This is a genomic window from Pirellulales bacterium (genome assembly GCA_036490175.1).
Classification (GTDB): Bacteria; Planctomycetota; Planctomycetia; order Pirellulales; family JACPPG01; genus JACPPG01.
Genome location: DASXEJ010000077.1, coordinates 24,933 through 47,256, shown reverse-complemented (window position 1 = coordinate 47,256; position 22,324 = coordinate 24,933). Strand labels below are relative to the sequence as shown.

General features: G+C 61.8%; 15 protein-coding genes. 5 read left to right on the top strand and 10 right to left on the bottom strand.

All coding sequences use genetic code 11. The features are described from left to right. Entirely contained in the window at positions 1-852 is an 852-nt protein-coding gene (locus VGG64_05525) for an alpha/beta hydrolase (GenBank protein ID HEY1599039.1), read from the bottom strand. A 208-nt stretch (positions 853-1,060) separates the two neighbouring features. Here VGG64_05525 and VGG64_05520 point away from each other — a divergent pair, with 208 nt between their 5' ends. Then, entirely contained in the window at positions 1,061-2,677 is a 1,617-nt protein-coding gene (locus VGG64_05520; GenBank protein ID HEY1599038.1) for a ThuA domain-containing protein, read from the top strand. Between the two features lie 87 nt (positions 2,678-2,764). Here the strand turns inward: VGG64_05520 and VGG64_05515 are convergent, their stop codons facing one another. The 4 genes from VGG64_05515 to VGG64_05500 all read right to left on the bottom strand — a co-directional run bounded on the left by VGG64_05515 (position 2,765) and on the right by VGG64_05500 (position 7,754). After that, positions 2,765-3,232, bottom strand: a complete 468-nt coding sequence (locus tag VGG64_05515; protein ID HEY1599037.1) for a hypothetical protein — start codon at positions 3,230-3,232, stop codon at positions 2,765-2,767. Between the two features lie 288 nt (positions 3,233-3,520). Beyond that, positions 3,521-4,813, bottom strand: coding sequence for a hypothetical protein (locus VGG64_05510; protein HEY1599036.1), 1,293 nt, complete (start codon positions 4,811-4,813; stop codon positions 3,521-3,523). Positions 4,814-4,897: 84 nt separating this feature from the next. Beyond that, positions 4,898-6,457 carry a hypothetical protein gene (locus VGG64_05505; GenBank protein HEY1599035.1) on the bottom strand — a complete coding sequence of 520 codons (1,560 nt, stop codon included), beginning with the start codon at positions 6,455-6,457 and terminating at the stop codon, positions 4,898-4,900. A 187-nt stretch (positions 6,458-6,644) separates the two neighbouring features. Continuing rightward, on the bottom strand, positions 6,645-7,754 hold the full coding sequence (locus VGG64_05500) for a putative zinc-binding metallopeptidase (GenBank protein HEY1599034.1): 1,110 nt from the start codon (positions 7,752-7,754) through the stop codon (positions 6,645-6,647). Between the two features lie 581 nt (positions 7,755-8,335). Between VGG64_05500 and VGG64_05495 the strand changes: the two genes are divergently transcribed. Both VGG64_05495 and VGG64_05490 read left to right on the top strand, forming a co-directional pair. Continuing rightward, positions 8,336-11,494, top strand: coding sequence for a DUF1553 domain-containing protein (locus VGG64_05495; protein ID HEY1599033.1), 3,159 nt, complete (start codon positions 8,336-8,338; stop codon positions 11,492-11,494). 111 nt (positions 11,495-11,605) lie between these two features. After that, the gene (locus VGG64_05490) at positions 11,606-13,090 is read left to right on the top strand and encodes a DUF1501 domain-containing protein (GenBank protein ID HEY1599032.1); all 1,485 of its coding nucleotides are present in this window, start codon (positions 11,606-11,608) and stop codon (positions 13,088-13,090) included. A 23-nt stretch (positions 13,091-13,113) separates the two neighbouring features. On the opposite strand, the gene VGG64_05485 is transcribed toward VGG64_05490, so the two are convergent. The 4 genes from VGG64_05485 to VGG64_05470 form a co-directional block, all read right to left on the bottom strand. Next, positions 13,114-14,916, bottom strand: coding sequence for a tetratricopeptide repeat protein (locus tag VGG64_05485; protein HEY1599031.1), 1,803 nt, complete (start codon positions 14,914-14,916; stop codon positions 13,114-13,116). A 241-nt stretch (positions 14,917-15,157) separates the two neighbouring features. Continuing rightward, positions 15,158-15,838: a hypothetical protein gene (locus VGG64_05480; GenBank protein ID HEY1599030.1), complete on the bottom strand. Its 681-nt coding sequence runs from the start codon at positions 15,836-15,838 to the stop codon at positions 15,158-15,160. Between the two features lie 95 nt (positions 15,839-15,933). Next, a complete protein-coding gene (locus VGG64_05475; GenBank protein HEY1599029.1) occupies positions 15,934-16,350 on the bottom strand; it encodes a polysaccharide pyruvyl transferase family protein in 417 nt (138 codons plus the stop codon). Continuing rightward, positions 16,302-16,832: a hypothetical protein gene (locus tag VGG64_05470; protein HEY1599028.1), complete on the bottom strand. Its 531-nt coding sequence runs from the start codon at positions 16,830-16,832 to the stop codon at positions 16,302-16,304. The genes VGG64_05475 and VGG64_05470 overlap by 49 nt, the downstream gene beginning before the upstream one ends. Before the next feature lie 236 nt (positions 16,833-17,068). Here VGG64_05470 and VGG64_05465 point away from each other — a divergent pair, with 236 nt between their 5' ends. Then, positions 17,069-17,434, top strand: a complete 366-nt coding sequence (locus VGG64_05465; GenBank protein HEY1599027.1) for a hypothetical protein — start codon at positions 17,069-17,071, stop codon at positions 17,432-17,434. Between the two features lie 359 nt (positions 17,435-17,793). On the opposite strand, the gene VGG64_05460 is transcribed toward VGG64_05465, so the two are convergent. Beyond that, a complete protein-coding gene (locus tag VGG64_05460) occupies positions 17,794-18,525 on the bottom strand; it encodes a prolyl oligopeptidase family serine peptidase (GenBank protein ID HEY1599026.1) in 732 nt (243 codons plus the stop codon). 135 nt (positions 18,526-18,660) lie between these two features. On the opposite strand from VGG64_05460, the gene VGG64_05455 reads away from it, so the two are divergent. Next, positions 18,661-22,311 (top strand): CehA/McbA family metallohydrolase, encoded by a 3,651-nt coding sequence (locus tag VGG64_05455; GenBank protein HEY1599025.1) that lies wholly within the window; start codon positions 18,661-18,663, stop codon positions 22,309-22,311. Positions 22,312-22,324 lie beyond the last annotated feature (13 nt).

Sequence of the window (22,324 nt, the reverse complement as noted above, 5' to 3'; positions counted from 1 at the left end):
TTACAGGGATTCCAGAAAGGACGTGACCAGGCGCAGGGTCGTTTCGGTTTGCATTGAATGAATCAAATGTCCCGCACCGGCCACGCGTACGTGCGTCGCGCGTGGTAATAGCGCGGTGACGCGGGCTGCCTCCGCGTCGTCGAGCATGCTTCCTTGCGAGGCTTCTCCTTGTAGCAGCAGCGTCGGACAAGCGACGCGCCGCAGCAGATCATCTTGATCATAGCCGTCCAGCCAGCATCCTTCGACCAGGGGTGTCATGGTCGCAGGATCGAGTTGACTAAGACATTTGGCCATGAATCGCAGAGCCGCGGGATCGCGCAGCTCACCCAGCCGCAAGCGTTGTGATTTTCCCGGAGTCGCCAACGTGACGCCCGCGAGTAGCGCGACCAGCTCGTCGACCGTTTGTCCTGACGCGGCCAATTGGCCAAAGGCCGCGAACATGCCGTGATAGACGGTCTGACGAATGTTTGCACCAAGAGTGCCAAACGGTGGGTCTTCGAGCACGATGGCCCGCACCTGGCCTGGCAGTTCAGCGGCGACTGCCGCTGCGACCATGGCCCCCAACGAATGGCCGTACACGACGACAGGCTCGGAAGCGTTGCGCGCGACAACGGCCGCGGCGTCGCGCACGTAATCGACGACGCGGTATGACGTGGCGCGTGACGATCGTCCATGCCCACGAAAATCGAGCGCCATGACTTGCCAACGCGTGCCCAGCGTCGGAATCAGCGTGATATAGTCTTGCCAGCAGCGCGCCACTCCGTGCAGCAAAAGAAGCGGCGGCCCGGCCGACGGCCCGGCGGCCAGATTGAGCGTGACACGATCGGATTCGAGCTGGGTTTCTTGCAACATGTTGAGAGTCTAGGTACGCGATGCGGGGCGGGGGGCTGCAAGGTTGAATTAAAGGATGGTCGTACGTTTGACGCCGCCTTGCGCGGTTGGCCACAATAGCTGCGTTGCTGGTGATCATCCTTCCTGGTAGTTCCGCCCGTTTCGCCGGTCTCTCGGATTGTGGCAGTCTACCAGTCGTGCTCCCGATCGTAAAAAGGTTCTGCTCACGATGAGAATGTTCGCTTACGCCGGTATGTGCTTGGTGATCGTGGGCGCGATTGCTGCCGCTTTGGGTGCGGCCGAGGACAAACCGCCACCGAAGGACGCGTCCCCGCGACCGAAAAAAATCGTCCTGGTGGCAGGCACAAAAAGCCATGGGCCGGGGCACCATGAATATGAACAGGGCGCACGGTTGCTGAAAGCGTGTCTCGATAGTTCGCCGAACGTTCCTCCCGTGGTGACCGAAGTTCATACCGACGGATGGCCGAAGGATCCCAGCACGTTCGACGATGCCGACACGATTTTGTTTTTCTGTGATGGCTCCGACCACGACGAGCGAGACCATCCGTTGTTGCGGCCCGAGCGCCTGGCGACCATCGAACGGCAGATGAAGCGTGGCTGCGGATTGGTGGCGCTGCACTACACGATCTTCGTTCCCAACGAAAAAGGGGGACGGCAGTTCCTGGATTGGATCGGCGGCTACTTCGACTACCAGAGCGGTCCGGGCGAGCGCGGCTGGTTCTCGAAGATTGCCACGCATAAAACCACGCCGCGTCCCGGTGCGCCCGAACATCCCATTTGTCGCGGTCTCGGCCCGTTCGAACTGCAAGAAGAGTATTACTACAACCTGCGATTCGCGGCGAAAGACAAGCGGCTGACGCCGATCCTGACGACCGAGATTCCCGGAGAAACGCAACCGCAAGTCGTGGCGTATGCCGTCGAGCGGGCCGATGGTGGACGCGGCTTCGGTTTTTCTGGCGGGCATTTTCACAGTAATTGGCAGGTCGAAAACTATCGCCGCATGGTGCTCAATGCACTGTTGTGGACGGCGCACGCCGAAGTGCCCGTTGGCGGTGTGCAGTCGACCCTGCCGGACGCCGCGTCGCAGTCGATCGACACGAAGCCGATTCGCACCCTGATCATTACCGGGCATCAGCATCCGGCTCACCCCTGGCGCGAAACGACGCCGGTGCTGGTCGAAGCGCTATCCGGTGCCGACAAACGTTACCAGGTCCAGGTCGAGGAGGATCCCGAGTTTCTGGCACGCGACGAGCTGCGAAAGTTCGATCTAGTTGTGCTGAACTATTGCAATTGGCAACGTCCAGGCTTGAGCCAGCAGGCCCGCGACAACTTTGTAGAGTATCTGCAAGCGGGCGGCGGACTGTCGATTATCCATTTCGCGAATGGGGCCTTCAATTTCTCGTTGCCCGGCGCGGGAGAATCCGATTGGCCGGAATACCGCACCAAAATCTGCCGCCGCGTGTGGGATCACACAGCCGGTAAAAGCGGGCACGACGCCTACGGACCGTTCCGTGTCGATATCGCGGACGGCCAGCACGAGATCACGCAGGGATTGGCCGCGTTTGATACGACCGACGAGTTGTACTACCGCCAACAAGGGAGTGAGCCGATTCACGTGCTAGCCACGGCCCGCAGTCGCGATACCAAGCAGGACGAGCCAATGGCGTTCGTCTACGACTATGGCCAGGGTCGCGTATTTCAGACGGTGCTGGGGCATGATGCGGCGGCCACGCGCAATCCGGGCACATCAGCACTGATACGTCGCGGATCGACTTGGGCAGCCCGGCGACCACAATTGTCGGTCGCTAGCGCTGCCGCGCCCTAAGGCCCTGCCAATACACTGATCCCCGAGACCGCGCGTGTCACGCGTTGGTCGCGCGTCGCGATCTCAGGGAGTGTATTCAAGTGGTAACTATTGAACGCTTCCGCCGGTATAAGGCGCGTAATCGAAGTTTGCCTTCGAGCCTGCGTAACGAATGCTACGCGAGTCGCCAGAAGCGCGGGGGGTGCGAAATACGCGCGGATATCCGGACGATCCCGGGGCGTACGAATATCGTCGCGTTGCGTTGTTGCTGGCCATGTTGCGGTCCCCCGCGAACATACCTGCGGTGTAGGGAACCCAAGCATTGTTCTGCCAGACGACCCAACTGTTGTTGGGCATCGAGTACCACCACCGTCCGTTGTGGCGGCGATACCGCGACTGGTTCGTGGCGGCGGGCGTGGTCGCCTGTGGGGCCGCTTGTGGCGCGCTGGCCGCGGCGGCCGGCGCAACAGCATTCTGCGCGGCGGCAGCATTCGCGGACGCGGGATCGGCGGCCGAGACTACACTTGCCACCAGCAATGCGGTGGTGGCCCCCGCTGTGCAAAGTAGGGCATACATGGGCAAGCTCTCCTGACTGCGTGTAACCGAGCAAGCACGGCGCTTCTCGGCGAGACAAATTCCGCACGCAGTCAGAAGCAGCAGCGGAAAGGAAGCCGCACGACTTCCCCGCATGCGGTGGGCGATATCTAAATCATACCGCGCCCAGCAGCATAGCAAGGGCAGCATTTCCCGCGCCCTTGCAGTTGCGATGGCGAAATCGCAAGCAAATGCACGTTGCCCCTGCACATTCCATCACCGCAAAAGCCGGTTGCACGACCTGGTCACTTGGTTTCGCCACGTGAGGGCCTACCTGATCGGCTGGGGCAACCAGCGCGGATGATCCGCACCGCGATCGTCGACACCCTGCGTGATTCGCCGCGGGCTCGTGCCGTCGGCATCCATAACCCAAATGGCTGGGGCGGCGCCGGTCGCTGCCCGACAAATTACGAGCTGTTTTCCGTCCGGAGACTCGCTGGCGCGAAAATCCCACACTGGTGGGTCGCTATGCGTCAGGGCCGTGACCTGGCCGTCGCGTGGATCAAGGCGACAGATCTCGGTGCCGCCGCGGGCTAGCTCGGGCTTGAAGTCGCGATTGAAATGGTCAACGTCGGGCTGCCCCACGCGGTACTGCCAAGGGACGACCGCGCCCTCGGTGCGGCGGGGGAACAGTATCTGGCCGTCGCGCGTCCAGGCCGGCAGATTGGAACCGCTGCCGCGCGTCTGCGGATCACCGTACGTGGCGGCAAACCACATCGCCGCGCCCGTGGTCAGCACGCGATGTTCGCTGCCGTCTGCACGGCCGACACACACATCGGCCCAGTCATGCCCCGGCTGTTGCTTGTATTGGCAATCGACGTACAAGATCCATTTTCCGTCGGGCGACCAACTGGTGCCAAAGTACAGGTGGTCGGGATGGGCCGCCACGCGCACGCGATTGCCGCCATCGACATCGCTCGTCCAAACTTGATAGCCCTGGGGGCTCGCCAGATGAAATGCCACGCGTTTGCCGTCGGGGCTCAGGCTCAGGCCGTAGGGCAGGCCTTCGCCGGCGCGGGTGAATTCGCGCGGATCGCTGCCGTCGAGCCGCATGCTGAAAATCTGGCCCACCCTGTTGCGCACGACTTGCACCAGCAATCGCTCGTCATTGATCAGCAAGGCCGGAGTTTCGAAGGGCGCCAGCCTATCGCGATTGCAAATCTCGGTGAGTGAACCGTCGGCCAGGTCATGAATCCACAGATGTGTCGGCGTTTGCGTGTAATACTCATCGAACGGCCGGCCCGGTCCGTCGCGACGTGGCTCCATGCTGAGGAACACCACGCGCCGGCCGTCGGTAAAAGCCGAACTCGGTTGCCAGGTGGCCTGCCCCGGCACGTCGAAATCGAAGTATCGCAACCCGCTACCGTCGGCATTGACGATGGCGGTCTTGCCTTGCGAGGTGAAGAATAAACGCGCCGGCGACTTGGATGCTTCGCTGTCGGCGGCGGGCGCATGCTGCGAGACGCTGGCCACAAGGGCAAGCGAAAACGCCAAGGCCAACTTGGGAAGCAAATCGCGGCGTGTTGGACCGACGGGGACTCTTAAGAGATTTCGTGCGAGCATGGGAGGGATCCGGCAGGGGAAGGCGGGAAGTTGGTCACGCTGTCGCCTGTCGATTATCACCCAACCACTGCCGAGTACAACGCCCTACACATTCAGCAGTCGACGTGCCTCGGCCACGCCCGGAGCCGGTTGGCCATATTCGCTGGCCGTGACGCGGGCCAGCGCCACGAATTGCCGCCAGCGGAATTGCGGCCGCGATCGGGCGAACTCTTCGCTGGTGGTGCGGTAGAACTTCTCTGCGTGCAGGGCTCCGTCTTCACTGATGGCATATTGCCGCAACAGGTCCTGCACCGGTCGGACCGCGAATCCTTGCTGGCCGTAGACATGTACCAGGGCGCACGCCCTTGCCTGATCTTGCTGGCGGATGGCATCGTCCAACTCGCGGACCAGGGAATCTTGATCGCGCACCGCGATTTTGTCGACCTGCTCGGTGTCGGGTCGCGGATGCGCGGCCAATATCTCGCTACCGCCGTAACCACGGTCGCTGGCAATTTGCCAGGCCGAGAGGATCAAGCTGGCCACGGCGTTGCGACGGTTGCTCACCGTGGCAATATTCCGCCAGGCGTTCACCGAGTCGCAGGCGTGCACGCCGATCGAGTCGCCGTGAACGCTGCCGACGGGCTTGTTCGGTTGGACATTTCTGGCGGCACGTCCGGCATCGCGCAGCACCAGCTGATTAGCTGCCAGGGCAATGCCGTCTGCCACCGAGCTTGCGCTCATTCCATCGGCCAGTGCGGCGGCAACGGCGTCGGCCGCCTGATCGGCGCTGGAGGTGAATATCGTGTTGCACATCGACTCGATCCAGGCGTCGTCGGCCACGCGCGTGCCCGCTTCTCGCTCGACCAGCTTGTATTGATCGAGCAGCCGCGGCAACAGGGCGCGAATTCCGGCAAACCGGTCCGTGTATTGCGGCTTGCAGTTCTCGACGCAGTAGTGCAACGATTGCCGTAACATGGTCACGGCATGTTCGCGACCCACCAGGTCCAACAGATCCCAGGCCCGATAAGCCAAGACGGTTCGATGCACTTCGACACCGTCGGCCACGGCCGGCAACAAATCGTTGAAAGCTTCTTCGGGTGAATTGCGGGCAGCGGCGGCCAGCAGCTGTTCGGCAAGAGGCAGGTTTTTGGCACGTACCGCCTCGCGAATGCGCTCGTCCGCTTGAGTGGCGTCGACCGCCGCGCTATCAGCGATCGGGTGCAGCACTTCTTCGGACGAACCTCCCTTGGCCTGGATGCGGCTCGTGTTGCGGTAGAGCACCTTCAGCACCGGCAATGCGGCGCTCGCCTCGGGCATTTCGTTCGCCATCTGCCAGGCGGGCGCCAGCGCCATGAAGGCGTGGAAGCCGATGTAATCCTCGCCGCCGAAAGTGCGGGCGTTGGCCAGCGTCCCTGCGGCGACCAGCTCCTTGAGTGCGACTCCCTGGCGAAGCTGCTCGACCAGAGTTGGCATCAGCCGATCGATGGGCGTCTCTTGCATCAGCGCGACTAACGACTCGCGCGGACCGAACGACAGCCGCAGCGGTGCTTCGTCGGCGACTGCGCGTGCCAGCCCCATTTCGACGGCCGCCCCGTAGCCAATCGTGGCGACCATGACTCCCTGACCCACTTCGGCCAAAAAGGCCCGCCGGTTTCGCTGAGACATGGCACGCTCCTTTGTCGTTGGGACTGAGCCGTGACGCACGATCTTTAGAAGACGGTCGGCCAAGACCGTCGTTAGCACCCCCGCTGAGATTCCAGCGTCACTCTACCGCGCGCAGTGCGGCGGTACAACATTTTCGGTCGGTCGACCGGGCGCGCCGCAGGTTCTTATGCTTGTGCGGGCTGGCGCGTCAGTTGGCTGCTACTGGCGCCGCCAGCACCGGGGGTTGTCCGCCTAGGGCGCCATTTTCGGCGCGGCCCGCCTGCACCAACTCGTGAATGAAGCGAAGCTTCTCCACGACCGGCGGCACAAAGACCTCGGGCACCACGTCCAACAAACCCATGCTGCGGTTGATCTCGTTCAGCGCGATCCCCAGTTGCTGATAGCGCTTGACCATGCGGTCGACATCGGCGCTGGCAGGTTCCGGTTCCCCGCCGAAGCCGACGTGATGGGCCGTATCGAGGCCGCTGACCATGTCCAGATACGTGGCCCAGGTCTCGGCAAAATCTTCCCAGGGATGCATCGTGGCATAGGCGCTGACGTGGCTCAAAGCCCAATCCGACGGTGCCCCATTTTTGTAATAGGTATCGAGCGCATCGGCGTAGGTCGGTTGATCGTGGTCGCCGAAGACCGCGCGCGAGGCATCCTCGCGACGCCCTTTGATGAGCTGATCCCAATAGTAGTGCCCTACTTCATGGCGAAAGTGGCCGATCAGCGTGCGGTGCGCTTCACCGAGGTCAACCCGCAGCTTTTCGCGGACGACGTCGTCCGCTTCGCGAATGTTGATCGTGATGCGTCCTTCGGCGTGGCCGGTAAAGACTCTTTGCTGCGAACCGACCGAGCGCCAGAACCCGGAGTTCTTGATCACGTCGGCCTTGAAGTCGAACGTGAGGGGCGGATCGACCTGGTCGACCGCGGTGCCGTAGGGGAGCCCTAGTTCGTCAAGGTCATAGAACAGGCGTCTCTTGGCGGCTTCGAGGCGGCGCCATTTTTCCAGATTTCCCGCGACCGAAAGGTCCGGAATGGTGTCGTTGAACCGACAGCAGTCGCACAACCCCCCTTCGCCGGCATTCTGCCGCGCGACGCATCGATTGCAGACGTTGTGCTGGGAATAGTTGATGCACTTCACCAACTCGGCGCCGCACTCCGGATTGCTGCACGTAAAGCCGCCATCCGGCTGCGGCGCGAGGGCCACCAACCGCCGACAAGTCGGACAGAAACCCAGCTCGCGCCCGCAAGCCAGGCACTGGCTGTTCTCGTAGAAGATTTTGTTATTACAGACGCAACGGTACTGTCGCATGTCGAAGACCCTTGCCTGGCGGAAGAAAACGCTCGGAATCAGAGCGTACCAAAGTGTAATACGTGAATTGCGAAATACGTAAATTGTTTGATCTGGGACCCTGCCATGGTAAGTCTTGCCCTGGGACCCGAATTCTTGACCCCCGTGTGCCCCAGACGCCTATCAGGATGCCGTCGGGCGGTGACTGCGACGACTACCGAGTAGCGAGTCCGACGGGAAACGCCGGCGGGAAACGATAGCAAACTCTGCGCCAGTCGGCAAAAACCGCAGCGCCGCGTCCGGCGCAGCGGGACTTAACGGCCGGCTTGCCTCTGCCAGCCCGTGGCCTCGTGTCCTGCCGATGCACGGTCGCTGATCCGCAACCTCATGGCGGCGGCCGGACTTTCCCGGGCTGCCACCCTCCCAAGTCGGCGACGCCCCTCCCAGTTCCTGGCCGCCGAATTGTTTCCTCCGCTCGTACGATGGTTTACAATCATGGCCAGAGGCGAGTCGCGCCGACCTCAGCCCTGCCTACCCCACCCGGCGCATCGTCTCTTGGCATTGCACCCTCCCGCCTGAACTGCTTCTCCGGGGATTTCGAAATGACGCGACGCGCGCATCTGCTGGCCGCTCTGGTTTGCCTGGCACTATTGACTGCCACGGCTCAGGCAGGCGAGGCGATCGGCTACAACCACGACATTCGGCCGATCTTGGCCGAGAACTGTTTTGCCTGCCACGGGCCGGACAGTGCGTCGCGTAAGGCGGACCTGCGGCTCGACCGTCGCGAGGCGGCCATCGAGAGTGGGGCGTTTCAACCCGGCAAGCCGGAGGAAAGCGAGCTGGTGAAACGGATCAATTCGACGGATCCAGACACCGTGATGCCGCCGGCGGCCGCGCACAAGACGCTCTCGCCCGAGCAGAAGAAAATGCTCACCGATTGGATCGCGGCCGGTGCCGAGTATCAGCCGCACTGGTCGTTTATCGCGCCGGTGCGTCCGGCTGTGCCCGAGGTGCAGGATAAAGCCTGGCCGCGCAGCCCGATCGACAACTTCATCTTAGCGCGGCTCGAATCGTTAGGGCTGAAGCCTGCGCCCGAAGCGGATCGCCGCACCTTGGCGCGTCGCGCGAGTCTCGACCTGGTTGGCCTGCCGCCAGAGCCGGCCGACGTCGAGGCGTTCGTCAATGACCCGTCGCCCGAGGCCTACGAACATTATGTCGATCGCCTGCTGGCCATGCCGCAGTGGGGCGAGCATCGCGGGCGTTATTGGCTCGATGCGGCCCGCTACGCCGATACGCACGGCATCCACTTTGACAACTATCGCGAGGGCTGGGCCTATCGCGATTGGGTCATCAACGCGCTGAATCGCAACTTGCCTTTCGACCAATTCACGATCGAGCAATTGGCCGGCGACTTGCTGCAGGGGCGCACGCTCGACCAATTGGTGGCCTCGGGCTTCAATCGTTGCAACATGACGACCAACGAAGGGGGGGTCATCCCGGAAGAATATCTGGTGCTGTACACGCGCGATCGCACCGAGACGGTTTCTCAGGTGTGGCTGGGCATGACGACCGGTTGTGCCGTGTGCCACGATCACAAGTTCGATCCCTTCTCGCAGCGCGAGTTCTACGAGATGGCGGCGTTCTTCAATAACACCACCCAGGGTGCCATGGACGGCAACATTAAGGATACGCCTCCGGTGGTGGTCGTTCCCACGATGGAAGATTGCCACGCTTGGGAGCAACTCCCCGGCCAGCTAGCGACCGCGCAGCAACAGATCGATTCGCGACGTGCCGCGGCCCGCGGAGAATTCGACGTCTGGCTCGCGCAAGCCGCGCCGGCCACGATCGAAGCCAAACTGGTAAGCGCCGGCCTGGCGTTTTATGCCCCGCTGGGCGAGAGCGCCGGCAACGTGCTGGCCGTATCGGTTGGCGGGCAGCCTCGGCCGGTCACGCTCGGCGCGGAGCCAGCCTGGGATACCGGCGTGACGGCCAGCAAGGCTTTCAAAAGCCGGCCCGAAACGGTGATGGAGGTGGCCGGTGTCGGCGACTTCGAGAAGGATCAGGCGTTTACCTGCAGTGCCTGGGTCAAGGTGCCGCGCGAGAAACTCAGCGGGGCGATGGTTGCTCGCATGGACGAAGCGAGCGGATATCGTGGCTGGGACATGTGGCTCGATAATGGTCGCCCGGCGACGCACATTGTTCATAGCTGGCCGGATGACGCCGTGAAGGTGGTCGGCAAGAAGCCAATGACGGTCGACAAGTGGCAGTATGTGACGGTCGCCTACGACGGGTCGGGTAAGGCCGAAGGGGTGAAGCTGTACGTCGACGGCGCGGTGCAAGACGTCGAGGTGGCGGCCAATTCGTTGAAGAATTCCATCCGCACCACGGTCCCCTTGAAACTGGCGCAGCGCAATACCAGCTCGCGCGTTGACGATTTGTCGCTGCAAGATCTGCGTTTGTACAGCCGGTCCCTCGAGCCGGCCGAAGTGGCACAGCTTGCCAGCGCGACGCGCGCCGCGTACCTGGTGGCCAAGCCGGCCGAAGGACGCAGCCCGAGCGAGGTCGAAGAGCTGTACGGTTGGTGGCTAGCAGCGGTCGATCCTTCGTACCAGCAACTTACGGCGCGCAAGCGCGAGTTGGATTCCAGCGAGGCCGCCATCAAGGGGCGGGCCACGATTGCCCATGTGGCCCAGGAAAAAACCGATACCCCGGTGGCCTACATCCTTTATCGAGGTGACTACGACAAACGCCGTGACGAAGTAAAGGCCGACACACCGGATATCCTGCCCCCTTTCCCGGCCGAAGTGCCGCGCAACCGCCTGGGTTATGCCCAGTGGTTGTTGCGACCCGAGCATCCGCTGACGGCACGGGTAACGACGAACCGATTCTGGCAGGAAGTGTTCGGCACGGGGCTGGTCAAGACGAGTGGCGAATTCGGCGTCGCGGGCGAACTGCCGTCGCATCCGGAGCTGTTGGACTGGATGGCCGTCGACTTCCGCGAAAACGGCTGGGATATGAAACGCTTCTTCCGGCAGCTCGTACTGTCGGCGACATACCGGCAATCGGCTGCCACCACCACCGAGAAGCAGGAGAAGGATCCTCAGAACCGCTTGCTGGCGCACGGCCCGCGCTTTCGCATGGATGGCGAAATGGTGCGTGACTATGGCTTGGCGGCGAGCGGGCTTTTGACGCGCAAGCTCGGTGGCCCGAGCGTCCGCCCCTATCAGCCTGAAGGCGTGTGGGAGGCGGTGGCCATGATCGGCAGCAACACCCGCGACTACAAGCGTGACTCGGGCGATAACCTGTATCGCCGCAGCATGTATACGTTCTGGAAGCGTGCGGCCCCGCCAGCGTCGATGGAGATTTTCAACGCCCCCAACCGCGAGCAATGCACCGTGCGCCGCGAACGGACGAATACGCCGCTGCAAGCTCTGGCAACGTTGAACGACCCCCAGATGGTTGAAGCGGCGCGACGGCTGGCCGAGCGAACACTGCGCGAAGGGGGAGACAACGATCCGTCGCGGATCGATTTCCTGGCCCGACGACTGCTGGCGCGCCCCTTTACCGCTGAAGAGCAGCCGCTGGTGGAAAAATCGGTGGCGTCACTGGTCGCCTTTTATCGTGAGCACGCCGATGACGCGCGACAGGTCGTCACGTTCGGCGAATCGCAACCCGACGCGGCACTCGACGCCGGCACGCTGGCCGGTTGGACGATGCTGGCCAACGAACTACTGAATCTGGACGAAGTGTTGAATAAATAGGAACACAGTGGCGAGCAATCCGTCGTTATTAATCAGAATGAATTTGCGAGACTGAGCGCGGGCTCCTGACGACTTGCCCCCCGGCTATCGAATACTAATTCCGAGGTTTTTATGCATCCGCTTTTCGAAGAATGGGTTCGCAGTGAGACCCGCCGCCAGTTCTTTACCCGCGGGGCGAATGCCCTGGGTACGGCGGCGCTGGCGTCGCTCTTGGGGGGCGGATTGTCCCGCGCACAGGCCGCGACCAGCAGCACGCCGGCCGGCATGCCTGACGGTCATTTGCCGATCGGCCCCCATTTCGCCCCCAAGGCCAAGCAGGTGATTTACCTGCACATGGTCGGCGGCCCTGCCCAGATGGACCTGTTCGACTACAAGCCCACCATGCAGGAATGGTTTGACAAGGACCTGCCCGATTCGATCCGCATGGGCCAGCGGCTGACGACGATGACTTCGGGCCAGAAGCGGTTTCCGATTGCTCCCTCGAAGTTCAAATTCGCCCAGCACGGCGGCAGCGGTATGTGGGTGAGCGAGCTGCTGCCGAACTTGGCCAAATCGGTCGACGACATCTGCTTTATCCGCAGCATGCAGACCGAAGCCATCAATCACGAGCCGGCCATCAGCTATATGCAGACCGGCAACCAGATTACCGGACGGCCCTGCCTGGGCTCTTGGGTGTCGTACGGCTTGGGCTCTATGAACCAGGACCTGCCCACGTTTGTGGTGTTGGTGGCCAAGCCAACCAATACCGAGCAGGTACAAGCTATCTCGGCACGGCTCTGGTCGGCCGGTTACCTGCCGGGCGAGCACGCCGGCGTGTCGTTCCGCGCGGGCGCCGATCCGATTCTGTACATCAACAACCCGCCGGGTGTGCCCTCGGCGGTGCGCCGCAATACGCTGGACGGATTGCGCGAGCTGAACGAAATGAATTTCAGGCAGGTGGGCGATCCCGAGACGCACACCCGCATCCAGCAGTACGAACTGGCGTTCCGCATGCAATCGAGCGTGCCCGAGTTGACGGATCTGAGCAGCGAGCCAGAATCGACGTACAAGCTTTACGGCGAAACGGCGCGCAAGCCGGGCAGCTTCGGTCATACCGTGCTACTCGCGCGGCGGATGATCGAGCGTGGCACGCGCTTCGTCCAGGTCTATCTGAATAACTGGGACACGCATGGCAACGTCGCCGGCCGATTGCCGGATCAGTGTCGCGACATCGATCAACCCTGCTACGGACTGATTCAAGACCTGAAGGCTCGCGGCCTGTTCGACGAGACCTTGATTATTTGGGGTGGAGAATTCGGCCGCACGATCTACTCGCAGGGAGGGTTGTCGAAGGACAACTACGGCCGCGATCATCATCCGCGCTGCTTCACCATGTGGATGGCGGGCGGCGGATCGAAGGGGGGCATGATCCACGGTGAAACCGATGAGTTTTCATACAACATTATCCGCGATCCGGTCCACGTGCGAGACTTCCACGCCACGGTGCTGCATCTGCTGGGCTTCGACCATCAGCGTTTCACGTACCACTTCCAGGGACTCGATCAACGGCTCAGCACGGTTGAGCCGGCGCACATCGTGCCCCAATTGATGGCGTAAGCCGGGATGCGTACGGTCTATAATTACCGCGCGGGTTCGGCCGCAGCGGGCTTTTTGACAATCGCCTGAATCGCGTCGAGCGCCGGGTCGCGGTTGGCGAAGTAGTCGGCCGAGGAGAGTTCGGCCGGCACATCGGGCGCGATCCAGATCCGCCGATCGGTCGCGTAGGCGTGCTGGTGCAGACGCGTCGAAATGCTCAGCCCAATGCCGCTGTAGGGGAGCACCGCCATTGTGCCTTCCCCAGCGAAGCTGGGGCGCGAGCCCGTAGGCTCGCCGACGAAGATGGTCCCAGTCAGGCGATCGACGTCATTCGTGAAGTTCTGCGCCGCCGAGAATGTAGCGCGGCCGATCACCGTAAATATCTGCCCTTCGGGTTGCGTCAGCTCGTAGTACAACAGCGCCTTCAACAACGGCAAAGTAAGATAGGTATTTCCACCGCCATTGTGGCGAACATCGAGCACGAGCGTTCGAGTGGGATGCGCCGCCAGGTATTCGCGCAGCTCGCGCGACACATCGACGATTTGTCGCCCCTTTTGATCGCTCACATCATTGAATTGAACGTACACGCCGTCGATTTCGGGCAGAGGTTGGAACCACAGGTTTTCGTCGGCACGCCGTAAGTAAAGCGGCGAATCAGCGACATCCGGCAGCCGCGAGGCAATCAGCCGATCCACTGGGGGCAGCGGCGCGCCTGGCACGACGTCGACTGTGCGCTGTTTGTCGGCTTGATCTGTGACGGTCAGTTTCACCGTGCTGGGGTTTTCGATGATCCCCAGGGCCATCAGCCGCTGCGGATTCACCAGGCTGGCGGGCCCGTTCGACTTGATGCCCATCGGATTGTCGTGGCTTACCATGTGCGACAGGAGTTGTTCGGCCTCGGCGGCCGTAGCCGAGCCGATGCGATCGATGCGGCAGCCGATCAGATCTTGATACGGCGCGGCCGCATCAATGATGAATAGTCCGTCGGTAAAAAAGTACAGCCGTAGCGGCAGCCGCTGGGGCACGGGCACATTCCCCGCGGCCCGCACCAACGAATGCCCGTCCCCCAGTTGCACGACTCCCATTTGGATTTCGACGAGCAACTGCTCATCCGTCAATTCGCGGATGCGTTTGCGAATCGCGTCCAGTGCCTGACCAAATCGCGTGGCGCGGTCCCCTTCGTGCCACAAGATGTGCATACGAGCCGCTTCGGCGGCCAGGTGATCCAGGTCGCGATTCCAGCGCTGCTCTCGGCTCAGCGTGTCGGCGTCGACCGGTCCGCCAGCTAGCGCAACGAAGCGAGGGTCGGACCGCAACGGGTCGAGCCGTTTGTCCGTGCGCAACACGTGCCGGTGCTCGTGGCGCGCGGCCATCGCCTTTTCCAGCCAGTCGATCGCGCTCTGGATTTCTCCGCGGCGAGCCTGCAGGACGGCAATCTGATATTGAGTCTGCCCGGGGGGCGAATCCTCTCCCAGTTCCAGTCCTCGCTCGAACGACGCCACGGCCTGGTCCAACTGTTCGCACCGCTCCTGACAGCGGGCCAGGCGCAGCCAGTAGTCGCCGTTGTAAGGATTCCATCGTGTGATGCGCTCGTATAGATCCGCCGCCCGCGGATAATCAAAGCCGCGAAACGCGGCATCAGCCGCACCGAGCATTTGGAAAAGCTCCGCAGGCGCCGGCGCCTCGGCCGCGGCGGAGGGTGCTTGCGATGCAGCCGCTACCGGCTTTGCGTCGGCCGTGTCGCCTTGGCCCCGCACCGCCGAAATGAAAACGGTTGTTGCCCAGGCCATGGCCAGTGGGCCGGCAAGCGCCGCATTTCGTCGCAGGAACGAGTTTGCACGCGACATGGCGTATCCTCGCAAGAGAACGCGATTCCGTGGCTTTTGAAACAAAAGCCGGGGCCGAAGCACCGAAAGCGTATTCGTGTACGACCGCGGATTCTTGAATCGCACGGGACCCGAGCTGTGTTCAAAATCGGCCGGGCTTGGCAACCCGCTGGATTCTGAGCCGCCGGACTCGGAACCTGCGCCGACTGCCTCAGGACGACATCACGATCAAAACGACATCGTGGGGGCAGCCCTGCGACTGTTACTCGGCTGTCAGCCAGTCGAACTTCCAGAGCGGGTTGCCACATTGACGGCATTCCTCGCCATTGTCGAGCAGGCTGCCGTGGCAGGCGTGACAGTCCGCCAGATTCGCCAGCACCTCGATCTGCCGCTTCCGCGCTGCCTGGGCGCCCTCGGCATCGTCAAAGGCGATGGCCGTGGCGATCTCGATAGCCATGGGAAATAACCGATACAGTACCACGGGCGCGCGAACGGCTTGTGGCAGGGCACGATCGATTGCCGTCTCGAAGGCCAGACGCCGCCCGTCGCTCGGTTTGGCGCGATATACCGCCAGCCGCGCGATTACCGCCGGTTCGAGGTAACGCTCAGGCAGACGCGTCTTGGCCAACCAGCGCAGATACCAATCGTCGCTCGCGGAAATATAACCTCCGTTTCGCGCGGCTGCGGCCGATTCGACCACCTGAAAAAGCTCGATCTCCAAGCCGGCCGCCACGTGACCACTGACGACCATGCGGGGCATGATCATGGAGTCGACGCCGAACTTCATCTCGGGCTCGGTCGCGATGCGGTCAACCATCAGCACGGCCAGCCGATCCAAGCCCGCCGTGAGACCGGCGACGATTTGAGTACCATCGTCGCGCTGCGAATGGGCAACGAATTCTTGCACTGCCAAGTGGAACGAATTGTCTGGATGGTTGGACATCAACGGGGTCCTCTACTTGTCACCATACGGCGCAGCGATGGGCCGGTCCAGTTGCGAAGTCAATGTCCTTAAAAAAGCGCAGTCGACCGGATCGGTCAGGCCGTGCAAACGGCATCGAATATCGGCAGTACGAGAAACTCAGTCCTCAGTTCGTCGATTGTCCTGACTGCCGTGGCCGCGCAGGATCGAGCTGGTGCCCTGGCTTCGTCCGTCAAGTAAACGTCGAATGCGCGTGCCCATTCTGCCGGGTCCAATCGATCGATGGAATACACCGGCCAGTCGACCGCTTGGGCTTGCGCCGTCACTTTCGCTCCGCCTGAAACCGAATCGAGTGCTAATACCGGCACACCATTCTTTAGGGCCAATACCCACCCGTGCAGATGCGTTGTCAGAACCACGTCCATGCGGGCGATCGCCGACTCCACCTCGGCCGCCGTGCGCAGGTTGGTGGCATTGTGGCCATCTAGCCGAGTGTCGATCGATACCGGTACGCAAGATCGGGTGTGGACCATTTCTTCCAAGGCGCGATTAGCTTCGGCGGCTTTGCTGCGCTCTCCATATTCGGACTGAGGATGAATCCGTACCAGACCGACAAGCGGCACCGGCCGTGTCTGGACGGCCGTCCATCCCGCGCCAGCAGCATGTCGAACGGATTACTGCCGTCGATCATCGAGAGGTTGACGCCGATCGTGTGGCAATGGGCAAATCGCGCGCGGAACTCGGAAATCCAATCACGCCCGAAGGGCCCGCATACAAAGACAAAGTACGTATAGGGCGCAGGATCGACCGTTCGCCAGTCGAAGGAACCATTGGGCACCGCCAGCGCCATGTCGCCGGGGATGCCACGTTCGCGCAGCCAGCCATGCACCACCTGGCCGGCAATCAGGTCGCTGGCCGTCGCGGATGTCGCTGGCGGCTCGCACGGAAAGGCGCTCCCGTCGCCTTCCTTGCGTGCTGAAAAATGTGTGCGAACCCCTGAAAACGTCCATGGCATTTACCAGTTCCAATGTGGCATTTAGAGTCCCAATCACGCTGTGGTCATCCGGCGAGCCTCCTATTGGGTAGTGGCGTGCCGCTTGCGCGGTTCGCGCCAGTCATGGCCCCCCACTATTCGGAACCGTTGGGCCGCCCCGCGACCACCGCGAATAATTTTGACGTCCACCAGCGACGTGCATTTTTCGTGTCGAGCTATATATCTGTGGAGTCCATGAAGAGCTAAGGGGGAGGAAAATGCCACTCGAACTGCAAAACAAGCAATCGGTGCGTTCGGTGATGCGACCGATACTTCTAGCGGCGCGCGACGAAGATTTGCGCGAGAACCCCAACGGTACGCGGCATCCTTTTTTTCATCCCGTTTCCATCCAGTTCGACAACGGTCATCGGCTGATGGCTTTCAGCCGTGACCTTTCTGGGCTGGGGATCGGATTACTGCACGAGGTGCCACTTCCGCTCGAAGAAGTTGCCGTCAGCATCAAGACTGGACGCGGCTACCATGTAAAGGTCCGCATCTCGATCTCGTGGTGCAGGCCATGCGGCGATGGACATTACATCAGTGGCGGTCAATTCACGTCGGTTCCCACGGTGGGCGAGGAATAGGGCATCGGCCGATCTCGTGGCCCCCCGACGCGATGGTGCCGTGGCCGAGCCCGTTCCACATAGGCGGGGTCGTCACGGTAGCCAGCGAACGGGCTTTGCAGAGGGGGTTGGCCGCGGACAAACCGCGCGACGATTTGACTTCCGCAATTCGTCGCGCATGATTTCCTGCTGGCTGCGACTGCGTCAACATGCCGCCGCCATCTGCCGCCCGGAGAACCTTTGCCTCCGTGCGGCTGTTTTTATGCGCCGCGCCCGTCTGGCCCATGCGCTGCATGATCACATGGCAGCAAATGGGCGAACGTTGACGTCCTCGAAAGATTGCCGGCCCGTTGGTTCGCCGGGAATCGAGACCGCCTTCGTTAGGGTGCCGTAGCGGACGTTCGCTTGTGCTCGAGCAGCCAGGCGTAGACTTCGGGATTATCGTACGTCGCCGTCCACGAATCGTGCATGGCCTCGGGATAGACCGTCAATTTCGCTTGCGGATTATTCTTTTGCAGGGCGTTGATCAATTCCTCAGAGCGCCTAAGAGGAACGATCGGATCTTTGGCACCATGGAATGCCCAGATGGGCGTCTGCCGCAGCCGCGCGGCCGCCAAAACTTCGCCACCGCCGCAGATCGGCACGATCGCGGCGAATCGATCGGGGTCGTACGACGCCAGCGCCCAGGTGCCGAAGCCTCCCATGCTGATGCCGGTGAGATAGATGCGATCTTTGTCGACCTTGTATTTAGCCACCACATCGTCGATGAGTGCCGACAATTCCCGCAGCTGCCAATGCCACCAGTTGTTTTTGGCACATTGTGGGCTCACCACGATGAACGGGAACGCCTTGCCTTGCTCGATGAGCTTGGGAGGCCCATGCTTTTTCACAAGGTTCAGGTCGTCTCCTCGTTCGCCAGCCCCGTGCAGAAACACCACGAGCGGCCAGTCCTTTTTCGCGTCGTAATCGGCCGGCAGATAGAGCAAGTAGTCGAGCGTCACATGTAACTGCGTGTCGAGCTTGGCTGGCTTTTGCGCAGGCTCGTCGGCGCGGGTCAGGCCAGCCAGGGAGAATACATTCAGCAGGGCCAGCATCGAAATTGCGTATCGCATTGCTTTACCTCGTCGACATCTGCCGGGAACGTAAATCAGGGGCCAACTCGTTGCGGCTCGCCGAGGCTCTGTATAGCATTGCACCGAAGAAGCGAGCTGTACCCCGGCCCCTAGTGTAATCGCGCCCTCAAGTTCATGAACGCTGTCACTGGATTATTTTCTCGATCTCTGTTGGTGGGGTTTGCATGCTGCTGCGCCGTAGTCTGCTGCGGTCCGGCATTGACGTACGCCGAGCACGGGCAATTCGACCGCACGACGCCCGACAAGCGTGACGAGGCGTACCTGTTCACCCCGGCCGGGTTCCGACAGGCCGGCAAGCCAGCTACTACCGAGGGTGCACAGGCAGCACGGCTGAACGTCGTGATCCTCGACAGCGCGACGGGCAACCCGACCCCTTGCCGTGTGAATGTCGTCGGGAGCGACGGCAACTATTACCAGCCCAGCGACAATCCGCTGCGGCCTTACAGCCTGATCGGCAACTGGCCCGAAACGTTGGCCGGCAACCGGCCGGGCAAGGCGCCGATTCGCTACTTCGGCCACTTCTTTTACACGCGCGGCACTTTCAGTGTCGAGGTGCCAGCCGGTGCCACGCGTATCGAAGTCTGGAAGGGTTTTGAATATCGTGTCGAGATGCTTTCCACCCACGCCGTTGCCGGTGCGCCGCAGGACGTACAAATCAAGCTGGTGAAAGCTGTCTCGATGCCGGATTTGGGTTGGCACTCGGCTGATCCGCATTTGCATTTCACGCGCGCCAACGACGCGGATGACGATACGATCTTCGATTTGCTCGCTGCCGAAGACATCCGACTAGGAATGGTCCTCTGCTATAACGACGACACGAGTGCCTATCCGGGGCTGATGCCTGAGTTGGCGACGCCGCAGTTGCGCGGACTGGGCGCCAAGTCGGTTCGCCAACGCGGCGACTATCGAATTATCTCAGGCCAGGAGTACCGTAACGGGGTGCTGGGGCACCTGAATCTATTCCTACGCGACCGGTTGTACCTGGATGGGGTGCGGCTTGATCCCAATAACGGGCCGCTTTTCGGCGCGATTGGTGAAGAGACCAGGCAGCAAGGAGGTTACGCTTTTCACGCGCATGGCGGATACGGACTCGAGATCTGGGCCGATTTAGTGCAAGGGGCCACGACCGGCGTCGAGCTGTTGCAGTTCGGCATTTATCGCGGCATTGGATTGGATGGCTGGTATCACGCCCTGAACGCGGGCTTTCGGTTTCCGGCGATTGCCGCCAGCGATTATCCCGCCTGTCGCAAGCTGGGAGATTGCCGCACGTACGCGCATGTAGATGGTGAGCCCACCTTCGAGGCCTGGCTGAAAGCGGCCGCCGCAGGACGCAGCTTCGTCACCAGTGGACCGCTGATCCTGTTGGAAGTCGACGGGCATCATGCCGGCGACACGGTCGAGGTGCAAAACGTTGCCGAGTCGAAGCCGCATCGCGTGCGTGCCCAGGTGCGCGTGCGCAGCGAGACGGCGGCCGTTACGAATGTACACCTCGTCGTCAACGGCCGGGTCGTACGCGAGCTGAAGGTGCCGCGCGATGTGGGGGCCGGCCAATGGCTGGAATTGAATGAGACAGTCGAGATCAAAGAATCGAGCTGGATCGCGGCGCGCGCCTTTTCAACCGCACCCACCGGTGCGGCCGACGCCGAAGCGCATACGAACCCGGTCTACGTGAGTATTGGCGGGCGACGTCCGTATCAGGCAGCCGACGTCGATTGGCTCGTCGCGCGATTGGACGAACAGATTCTGGATCACTCGGCCCGCACGGCGCCGGAAAAGCAAAAGGCGATCGATTATTTTCGTCGCTCGCGGGACATCTTGCTCGAACTCAAAGGGCGTCACGCCGCGCGCACGACGCCCGCCGCTAAGCCGGGCATTTCGGAATTGCAGATGGCGCTTGAGCAATCCTTATTGCCGGCCGGCACGCCGTTGACCGAGCTGAGAGCATTTGCCGAGCCACGCATCGTCGCGCCGCCAAAGTTCGAGAGTCTTCTCAGGTGGCAACAAGACGCAGCGAAGATACGCCAGAACATGCTCGAAAAGATAATCTTCCGTGGCCGCGCCCGGGCCTGGCGCCAGGCGAAGACGGAAGTCGCGTGGCTCGACATGGTGCCGGGCGGGCCGGGCTACCACTTGCGCAAATTTCGCTACGAGGCGCTGCCCGGCATGTGGATTCCGGGCGTGGCCTACCTGCCAGAGCACATGCAGGATTCGGTGCCGCTGGTGCTTAGCCTGAACGGCCATACGAAGGAAGGAAAGGCGACTGATTACAAGCAGTTGCTGAGCATCAATCTCGCCAAGCGGGGCATGATAGTGCTCGATCTGGAATGGATCGGGATGGGGCAACTCGCGACGTCAGGTTTCTCGCACTACCGCATGAATCAGCTCGAACTGTGCGGCGCCGGTGGTCTGGCGCCGTTTTATTTGTCGCTGACGCGGGCATTAGACTTAGGGCTATCGCTTGAACATGTTGATCCCAACCGCGTGTTGGTCACAGGATTGTCGGGTGGGGGCTGGCAAACCATTTTGTTATCTGCGCTCGACGAACGCGTCACGCTGGCAAACCCCGTGGCCGGATACGGTGGCTTTCGCACGAACCTCCTATTTGACGATATGGGAGACTCCGAACAGTCTCCCACCGATATGGCGACCGTGGCGGACTACACGCATCTGACCGCGCTGCGCGCCCCGCGACCCACGCTGTTGACGTACAACGCCGGTGACGACTGTTGCTTCAAGGCAGGATACGCGCTCGCCCCGCTTTTGGAGGCGGCTCGGCCGGCGTTTGCCCTTGGCGGTGCCGCCGATCAGTTGCGTTGGCACGTCAACTACACGCCAGGCACCCATAACTTCGATGAAGAGAATCGCGAACAGTTGTACGCCATGATCGGCGATTTCTTCTACGCGGGCGACACCAAGTTTGTCCGCGAGGAGATTCCGTCGCGCGCCGAGTTGAAAACAGCCGCGGAATTGCACGTGCCGCTACCGACCGAGAATCTCGATTTCACGCGGTTGGCAAAGAGCTTGCTCGCAGACGTTCCGCATGCGGAATCGATGCCTACTGAAAAAGTCCCAGCCGAACAGTGGCAGCACGCCATGCGAGAACGACTGGAACAGTTGTTGAAAATTCCTCGATACGAAGTCGCGGACTCACCAAAGACCGCTAGTCGCATCGAGGGCTACCAGCTTGCGTCGCACCTCTGGCGTTGTGGCGATCAGTGGACCGTGCCATGCCTGGAGATCATGGCCAGTGACGCACGGCCCCAGAAAACGGCGCTGCTGGTCAGTGATGCCGGCAGAAGAAACGCTACGGACGAAGTCCGGCGACTGGTGCCGGCCGGCTATCGCGTGCTGGCGGTCGACGTCCTCTCGTTGGGCGAATCCGAGGTCGTAGCGCAGGACCCCCCGTACCTTTATCCGCTGTTCCTGTCGGCCGTTGGCGAGCGGCCACTGGCGATACAGGCCGCACAATTGGCGGGGATAGCCCGCTTCGTTCGAGAGCTTCGTCCCGACGAGCCGATCACGATTTTTGCAGCCGGTCCGCGTTCGAGCACAGCCGCGCTTGTTGCCTCGGCGATCGAGCCGTCGGCAATCCAAGGCGCCGAACTCACGGGCTCGTTAAAGAGCCTGCGGCAACTGATCGAAGAAGATAAAACCGTTGCGGAGTTTCCCGAGCTGTTTGCCTTCGGATTGCTGGCCGAGTTCGATATTCCGCAGTTGCTGGCCCTGTCGACTGGGCGTTCGATCGTGTTGCGCGAACCGAATTAATCGCGCGATGCAG

What these genes read in the sequence shown, in the direction of transcription:
- VGG64_05510 (HEY1599036.1), bottom strand. Translation starts at nt 4,813, where the DNA reads ATGCTCGCACGAAATCTCTTAAGAGTCCCCGTCGGTCCAACACGCCGC.
- VGG64_05460 (HEY1599026.1), bottom strand. Translation starts at nt 18,525, where the DNA reads ATGCGATACGCAATTTCGATGCTGGCCCTGCTGAATGTATTCTCCCTG.
- VGG64_05465 (HEY1599027.1), top strand. Translation starts at nt 17,069, where the DNA reads ATGCCACTCGAACTGCAAAACAAGCAATCGGTGCGTTCGGTGATGCGA.
- VGG64_05495 (HEY1599033.1), top strand. Translation starts at nt 8,336, where the DNA reads ATGACGCGACGCGCGCATCTGCTGGCCGCTCTGGTTTGCCTGGCACTA.
- VGG64_05500 (HEY1599034.1), bottom strand. Translation starts at nt 7,754, where the DNA reads ATGCGACAGTACCGTTGCGTCTGTAATAACAAAATCTTCTACGAGAAC.
- VGG64_05485 (HEY1599031.1), bottom strand. Translation starts at nt 14,916, where the DNA reads ATGTCGCGTGCAAACTCGTTCCTGCGACGAAATGCGGCGCTTGCCGGC.
- VGG64_05480 (HEY1599030.1), bottom strand. Translation starts at nt 15,838, where the DNA reads ATGTCCAACCATCCAGACAATTCGTTCCACTTGGCAGTGCAAGAATTC.
- VGG64_05525 (HEY1599039.1), bottom strand. Translation starts at nt 852, where the DNA reads ATGTTGCAAGAAACCCAGCTCGAATCCGATCGTGTCACGCTCAATCTG.
- VGG64_05455 (HEY1599025.1), top strand. Translation starts at nt 18,661, where the DNA reads ATGAACGCTGTCACTGGATTATTTTCTCGATCTCTGTTGGTGGGGTTT.
- VGG64_05520 (HEY1599038.1), top strand. Translation starts at nt 1,061, where the DNA reads ATGAGAATGTTCGCTTACGCCGGTATGTGCTTGGTGATCGTGGGCGCG.
- VGG64_05470 (HEY1599028.1), bottom strand. Translation starts at nt 16,832, where the DNA reads ATGCCATGGACGTTTTCAGGGGTTCGCACACATTTTTCAGCACGCAAG.
- VGG64_05490 (HEY1599032.1), top strand. Translation starts at nt 11,606, where the DNA reads ATGCATCCGCTTTTCGAAGAATGGGTTCGCAGTGAGACCCGCCGCCAG.
- VGG64_05475 (HEY1599029.1), bottom strand. Translation starts at nt 16,350, where the DNA reads ATGGTCCACACCCGATCTTGCGTACCGGTATCGATCGACACTCGGCTA.
- VGG64_05515 (HEY1599037.1), bottom strand. Translation starts at nt 3,232, where the DNA reads ATGTATGCCCTACTTTGCACAGCGGGGGCCACCACCGCATTGCTGGTG.
- VGG64_05505 (HEY1599035.1), bottom strand. Translation starts at nt 6,457, where the DNA reads ATGTCTCAGCGAAACCGGCGGGCCTTTTTGGCCGAAGTGGGTCAGGGA.